This is a genomic window from Rhodococcus sp. (in: high G+C Gram-positive bacteria) (genome assembly GCF_049299235.1).
Classification (GTDB): domain Bacteria; phylum Actinomycetota; class Actinomycetes; order Mycobacteriales; family Mycobacteriaceae; genus Rhodococcus.
Window position 1 is genome coordinate 1 of sequence record NZ_JBAQXC010000115.1, and the last position, 7010, is coordinate 7010.

The following is a 7010-nucleotide window of genomic DNA, read 5'->3' on the forward strand; positions in this document are numbered from 1 at the left end:
CCCGGACGTAGCGCGCCGTCGCGCGGGGGACACGAGCGATGCCTCGTGCCACCGCGAGTATGCGGCCGACGTGCGGGGCGGCCGGCCCGAGGCCGGGGAATCGCACGGGCTCGGTACTGTTGCCGAAGAATCCTTCCCACAGTTGATTCGTGATCGGTCCCGTGATCAGCGAGTGGTTTCCGCGGAGCACCACGACCGTTGCGGGCGTCGATGTGCCGGGTACATCTCGGACGCCGTGGAACACATCGATCCGCCAGGCCGTCGCCCGGGCGTCGAGCGGCGTCGCGGCGAGTTGCCCGAGGGCGTCGTGCAGTTCGGTCCAGCCGAGCCCCGTCCGCTCGTCGTGGACGATGCGCTGCTCGACCGGACGGTCATCGGCCACCCAATACGCGCGGTCGAGGTGCAAGGGAACGTCGACGAAACGGCGCTCGAGCTGCGCGTAGGACGGTGCGCGCGTGCGGAAGTGTTCGGTGATCTCGTCGGCGCCGGGGGGCGCCCCGGCTCCGGAATCGAAGACCCAGAAGAAGAGCGGATCGAGATGGTGACCGTGGTCGGCTTCGAGAACATAGGTGGCGTCGGCTGGTGGGACCTGCGGTGTCAGTTCCACAACGCTCCTTCGTGCACATGATCGTCGCGGTTGTTCGACCGGGCCGGGCGCCGGTGGGCACGACTGTGCACTGTACCGAAATGACGCACTGTACCGACATGACCGGATCGCCGCGCTTGCTGCACCGGGATCACCGAGGCAGGTGTGGGCAGCAGGGAAGACGGGCACACTGGAAGCCATGACCGGTTCCACGAATGTTCAGAGCACCCGGATCGTCCTCGCGTCCCGGCCGGCCGGTGCGCCGACCGCGGCGAACTTCCGCACCGAAACCGTCGACGTTCCCGAACCGGAAGACGGGCAGGTCCTGGTTCGGGTGGTGTATCTGTCCCTCGATCCGTATATGCGTGGGCGGATGAGTGACGCGAAATCGTATGCGTCGCCGGTCGAAATCGACGCGGTGATGGTCGGGGCGACGGTCGCGCAGGTCGTCACCTCACGCTGTCCCGGCCTCGCCGAGGGCGACTACGTCCTGGCGGGGACGGGCTGGCAGACGTATGCCGTCGTCGACGGCCGGGCCGTGCGCACACTCGATCCGGAGGCGGCGCCGCTGTCGACGGCGCTCGGTGTCCTCGGCATGCCCGGGTTCACCGCGTATGCCGGTCTGCTGAAGATCGGGCAGCCGAAGGCCGGTGAGACCGTCGTCGTCGCCGCGGCCAGCGGCCCCGTCGGGTCGGCGGTCGGCCAGATCGCGAAAGTCAAGGGGGCGCGGGCGGTCGGTATCGCGGGTGGACCGGACAAGTGCCGGTACCTGATCGACGACCTCGGGTTCGACGCGGCGATCGACCACCGCGCCCCCGATTTCGCGGACCGCTTGCGTGAAGCCGTGCCGGACGGCATCGACGTCTACTTCGAAAACGTCGGTGGCCCAGTCGCTGCCGCGGTGGTTCCGCTGCTGAACCCCTACGCGCGGATGCCGGTGTGTGGCCTGGTGGCGCAGTACAATGCGACGACCTCGGAGGGTCGGGATCGGTTGCCTGCGTTCATGTCCGCGGTGCTGGTGAAGAGCCTGACCGTACGCGGTTTCATCCAGTCCGAGTTCGTGGACGAGATGCACGACAACTTCCTGCGGGACGCCCCCGCATGGCTGCGCGAGGGCACCCTGCGGTACCGGGAGGACATCGTCGACGGTCTCGACGCCGCACCGGAGGCGTTCATCGGGATGTTGGAGGGCCGCAACTTCGGCAAACTTGTCGTGCGGGTCGCCCCGGAAAGGTGACCGCCGTGGTTCAGGCGACGCGCTCGAAAACCGCGGCGAGGCCCTGACCGCCTCCGATGCACATGGTTTCGAGTCCGTAGCGACCCTCACGCCGGTCGAGTTCGCGCAGCAGCGTCGCGAGGATACGAGCCCCGGTCGCGCCGACGGGATGACCCAGCGAGATGCCCGAGCCGTTGGGATTCAGGCGCGGGTCGTCCGGTTCGAGCCCCCATGTGCGGGTGACGGCAAGTGCCTGGGCGGCGAAGGCCTCGTTGAGTTCGATGACGTCGAGGTCGTCGAGGGTGAGCCCGAGACGCCCGAGAGCCTGTTCGGTCGCCGGTACCGGACCGATGCCCATGGTGCGCGGCGACACACCCGCGACCGCCCAGCTCGCGAGTCGGGCCAGGGGTCGCAGTCCGAGTTGTGCGGCCTTCTCCGCGGTGGTGACGACGGCGAGTGCCGCACCGTCGTTCTGGCCGCTGGCATTGCCTGCGGTGACGGTGGCCTCGGCGTCGACCCGGCCACGGATGGGCCGTAGTGCCGCAAGCGATTCGAGGCTGGTGTCGGCGCGCGGATGTTCGTCGGTGTCGACCACCTTCGGTACACCCGTGCGTTGCGGCACCGCGACCGGGACGATTTCCTGGGCGAACACACCGCTCCGCTGGGCGGCGACCGCGCGGTGATGCGACTGCACGGCGAGGGCGTCCTGATTTTCTCGGCTGATGGCGAATTCGGCGCGCAGGTTCTCGGCGGTTTCGATCATGCCGCCGGGGACGGGGAAGTTGCGTCCGCCCGCGGTGACGCGTGCGCGGGCAAGTCGATCGCTGAGGGCGACCGAGTCGGTCTTGATGCCCCAGCGCATGCCGGTGGCGTAGAACTCCGCCTGGCTCATGGATTCTGTTCCGCCCGCGAGGACGAGGTCGCTGCCACCGGTCTGCACCTGCATGGCTGCCTGGATGATCGCTTGGAGTCCGGATCCGCAACGCCGGTCGACCTGGAGTCCGGGAACATCCACGCCGAGATCGGCATTGAGTGCCGCGACTCGTCCGATCGCGGGCGACTCACCGCCGGGGGATGCTTGCCCGAGGATCACATCGTCGATGTCCGAACCGTGAATGCCGGTGCGAGCGATGATGTCGCGGATGACGGTGGCGGCCAGGTCTTCCGGGGCGATGTCTTTCAGGGTGCCGCCGAAGCGGCCGACGGGGGTGCGGAGCGGTTCGCAGATTACGGCGTCGGGCATGGTGTCCTCGGTTCGGTTCTTCTCTAGTGGGTTTGGGTGCCGGCGAGGTCGGTGGAGATCGCGGCGGCGGTCGCGACGACGGCGGGTGCCAGTTCGTCGCGGACGGTGTCGAGGGTGTAGCGGGCGGCGTGGGTGGAAATGTTCACCGCACCCACGACTGCTCCTGCCGCGTCGCGGATCGGTGCTGCGAGCGAGCGCAGTCCTTCCTCGAGTTCCTGGTCGACGATGCTGTAGCCGTCGCGCCGGATGGTCTCGAGTTCGGCGCGCAGGTCTGCGGCCGTCGCGACGGTGCGGTCGGTGAGGGCCGTCAGGTCGGCTCGGGCGAGGTAGGCGTCGAGGTCGGCTGGGGGCAATCCGGCGAGGAGGACCCGGCCCATCGACGTCGCGTGGGCGGGGAATCGGGTACCGAGGGTGATGGACACGGTCATGATCCGGGTGACCGGAACCCGTGCGACGTACACGATGTCGTCGCCGTCGAGCACCGACACCGAGGTCGATTCGTGTACCGCCGCCGCCAGTGCCTCGAGATGAGGGCGGGCGACGTCGGGCAATGTCAGGCTCGACAGGTAGCTGTAGCCGAGTTCCAGTACGCGCGGTGTCAGCCAGAACCGCGATCCGTCCGTGCGGACGTATCCGAGTTCGGTGAGGGTCAACAGGAATCGGCGCGCGGTCGCGCGGGTCAGTCCGGTGGTCTTGGCGACGTCGCTGAGGGTTTGCCGCGGCTGGGCCGCGTCGAATGCCTTGACGACGGCCAGGCCCCGGGCCAGTGACTGCACGAAGTCGGGGGAGGCGCCGGGGGTGTCCGTCGTTGTCGCGGTGTCGCTCATGTGTTCAGCATAGCGGAGTGTTCGCATTGCGGACGAGGGTTCACATTGCGTACATTTCCGGGTAGGCTGCGGACATGGACAAAGTCGTTGCCACCGCCGCCGAGGCCGTCGCCGACATCCCGGACGGCGCCACGATCGCCGTCGGTGGATTCGGCCTGGTCGGCGTCCCCGAAGCCCTCATCGATGCCCTCCTCGACCAGGGCGCCACCGACCTCGAGACCGTCAGCAACAACTGCGGAACCGACGGATTCGGACTCGGTGTGCTGCTGGAGAAGGGCCGCATCCGCCGCACCATCTCCTCGTACGTCGGTGCCAACAAGGAGTTCGCGCGCCAGTACCTCGCCGGTGAACTCGAGGTCGAACTGACCCCGCAGGGCACCCTCGCCGAACGGATGCGCGCCGGTGGCGCCGGCATCCCGGCGTTCTTCACGCCTGCCGGTGTCGGCACCCAGGTCGAAGAGGGCGGGCTGCCCCTGCGGTACGACGGCGACGGAGGCATCGCGCTCGCGTCTCCGCCGAAGGAAACCCGCGAATTCGACGGCGTCACCTACGTGATGGAACGAGGCATCGTCGCCGACTACGCCCTCGTCCACGCCTGGAAGGGTGACCGCCACGGCAATCTCGTCTATCGGCAGAGCGCCCGCAACTTCAACCCGCCGGCCGCGACGTCGGGTCGCGTCACCATCGCGCAGGTCGAATATCTCGTCGAACCCGGCGAGCTGGATCCGAACGAGATCCACACCCCCGGCATCCACGTACAGCGCGTCGTGCCGGTCGGTCCGGTCACGGTCGGCATCGAAAACAGGACGGTCCGTTCATGACTCAGGCAGCCACCAGGAAACTGACCCGCGAGCAGATGGCCGCGCGCGTCGCACAGGAACTGTCCGACGGCCAGTACGTCAACCTCGGTATCGGCATGCCCACCCTCGTGCCGAACTTCCTCCCGACCGGCATCGAGGTGATACTGCACTCGGAGAACGGTGTGCTCGGCGTCGGTCCGTACCCGTACGAGGACGAGATCGACCCCGAACTCATCAACGCGGGCAAGGAACTGATCACCGTCGCGCCGGGCGCGTCGTTCTTCGATTCGTCGCAGTCGTTCGGGATGATCCGCGGCGGCCAGATCGATGTCGCCGTGCTCGGTGCGATGCAGGTCAGTGCGACGGGCGACATCGCCAACTGGATGATCCCCGGTGCCATGGTCAAGGGCATGGGCGGCGCGATGGACCTCGTGCACGGCGCCCGGCGCGTCATCGTGATGATGGAACACGTCACGAAGAAGGGCGAGCCGAAGATCTTCGACGAATGCACCCTGCCGCTCACCGGTAAGCGCTGCGTCCAGCGGATCATCACCGACATGGCCGTCATCGACATCACCGACGAGGGACTGAAACTCGTCGAGACGGCACCGGGGATCGGTGTCGACGAGGTCGTCGCCGCGACCGCCGCGAATCTGGTCGTCTGAAACTGGGTTCCCGGCCAGTAGGACGAACCGCTGCGGGGCTCCCCCGGCTGCGCCTACCGTGACTCAACTCAGGCAACGGTGATCGAGAGGCAGCATGGTGGACTGGGCAGAAGAATGCGATGTGCTCGTCGTCGGGTCGGGAGCAGGTGGGTGCTGTGGCGCCTACACCGCCGCCCGTGAGGGTCTGTCGGTGATCCTCGTCGAGGCGTCGGAGTACTACGGCGGCACCACCGCCTACTCCGGGGGCGGCGGCGTGTGGTTCCCGACGAACGCGGTGTTGCGCCGCGCCGGGGACGACGACACCATCGAGGATGCCCTCACCTATTACCATGCGGTGGTCGGCGACCGGACGCCCCGCGAATTGCAGGATGCGTACGTCACGGGTGGCGCCCCTCTCATCGACTACCTCGAATCCGACGCGGATCTGGAGTTCCAGGTGCTGCCGTGGCCGGACTACTTCGGGAAGGCACCGAAGGCGCGTGCCGGAGGCCGTCACATCGCCCCGGCACCGATGTCCGCGAAGGGCCTCGACGATCTCAACGAATCGGTTCGCGGTCCGCTCGGCCGCGAACGTACCGGCGAGGAGTTGCCGAAGTACCTCATCGGTGGTCGCGCCCTCGTCGGCCGTTTCCTGGTGGCGCTGAAGAAGTTCCCTGATGTGAGCACCCGGCTGAACACGCCGCTCGTCGACCTCGTCGTCGAGGACGGCGCGGTCGTCGGCGGCATCGTCGAACACGACGGCGAGCGTCGCGCGATCCGGGCGCGACGCGGTGTCGTGCTCGCGGCCGGTGGTTTCGAACAGAACGACGCCATGCGCGCCGAGTACGGCGTGCCCGGTGTGGCGCGGGACTCGATGGGGCCGTGGTCGAACCTCGGGAAGGCGCACCAGGCGGGCATCGCCGCGGGCGCCGACGTCGACCTCATGGGTGAAGCCTGGTGGTCGCCCGGCATGACCCACCCGGATGGTCGTTCGGCGTTCGCACTGTGGTTCACCGGCGGCATTTTCGTCAACCAGGACGGCAAGCGATTCGTCAACGAATCGGCGCCCTACGACCGGCTGGGCCGCGACATCATCACGCAGATGGACGACGATGCGGTGACGTTGCCGTTCTGGATGATCTACGACAACACCGACGACGGTGTTCCGCCGGTCAAGGCCTCGAATGTGCCGATGGTCGAAGCCGAGAAGTATGTGGCGGCCGGGCTGTGGAAGACCGGCGAAACCCTGGAGGAACTCGCCGAGCAGATCGGCGTTCCGGCCGATGCTCTGGTCGCGACGGTCGCGCGCTACAACGAGCTGGCGGCGACGGGTGTCGACGACGACTTCGGGCGCGGCGACGAACCGTACGATCGGGCGTTCTCCGGCGGGCAGTCACCGATGGTCGCGCTCGAGAAGGGCCCGTTCCACGCGGCGAAGTTCGGCATCTCCGACCTCGGCACCAAGGGCGGGTTGCGCACCGATCCGACGGCGCGCGTCCTGACGCCCTCCGGCGAACCCATTCCGGGCCTGTACGCGGCGGGTAACACGATGGCCGCGGCCAGTGGCACCGTCTATCCGGGTGGTGGCAATCCGATCGGTGCGAGCATGCTGTTCGCGCACGTCGCGGTGCGGGATATGGCTTCGCGCTAGGCGACTTCGTCGCCCGTGTGCCGTTTGGGCTCCTCCAGGAGCC

7 protein-coding genes are annotated in these 7010 nt (G+C 67.9%); 4 read left to right on the plus strand and 3 right to left on the minus strand.

All coding sequences use genetic code 11. The features are described from left to right. The coding region (locus WAX14_RS07410) for a wax ester/triacylglycerol synthase domain-containing protein (RefSeq protein WP_422627447.1) at positions 1–607 on the minus strand (607 nt) is incomplete at its 3' end. A gap of 178 nt (positions 608–785) precedes the next feature. Between WAX14_RS07410 and WAX14_RS07415 the strand changes: the two genes are divergently transcribed. Next, positions 786–1823: an NADP-dependent oxidoreductase gene (locus WAX14_RS07415; RefSeq protein ID WP_422627448.1), complete on the plus strand. Its 1038-nt coding sequence runs from the start codon at positions 786–788 to the stop codon at positions 1821–1823. Positions 1824–1833: 10 nt separating this feature from the next. On the opposite strand, the gene WAX14_RS07420 is transcribed toward WAX14_RS07415, so the two are convergent. Both WAX14_RS07420 and WAX14_RS07425 read right to left on the minus strand, forming a co-directional pair. After that, a complete protein-coding gene (locus WAX14_RS07420; RefSeq protein ID WP_422627449.1) occupies positions 1834–3045 on the minus strand; it encodes an acetyl-CoA C-acetyltransferase in 1212 nt (403 codons plus the stop codon). A 23-nt stretch (positions 3046–3068) separates the two neighbouring features. Beyond that, the gene (locus tag WAX14_RS07425) at positions 3069–3872 is read right to left on the minus strand and encodes an IclR family transcriptional regulator domain-containing protein (RefSeq protein WP_422627450.1); all 804 of its coding nucleotides are present in this window, start codon (positions 3870–3872) and stop codon (positions 3069–3071) included. A 74-nt stretch (positions 3873–3946) separates the two neighbouring features. Here WAX14_RS07425 and WAX14_RS07430 point away from each other — a divergent pair, with 74 nt between their 5' ends. From WAX14_RS07430 to WAX14_RS07440, 3 genes are all read left to right on the plus strand, one after another. After that, positions 3947–4693: a CoA transferase subunit A gene (locus tag WAX14_RS07430; RefSeq protein ID WP_422627451.1), complete on the plus strand. Its 747-nt coding sequence runs from the start codon at positions 3947–3949 to the stop codon at positions 4691–4693. Next, complete coding sequence (locus WAX14_RS07435; protein WP_422627452.1) at positions 4690–5337, plus strand: CoA transferase subunit B; 648 nt, start codon at positions 4690–4692, stop codon at positions 5335–5337. Before WAX14_RS07430 ends, WAX14_RS07435 begins: the two co-directional genes overlap by 4 nt. A 94-nt stretch (positions 5338–5431) precedes the next feature. Further along, positions 5432–6967, plus strand: coding sequence for an FAD-binding protein (locus WAX14_RS07440; RefSeq protein WP_422627453.1), 1536 nt, complete (start codon positions 5432–5434; stop codon positions 6965–6967). The last annotated feature ends 43 nt before the right edge of the window (positions 6968–7010 follow it).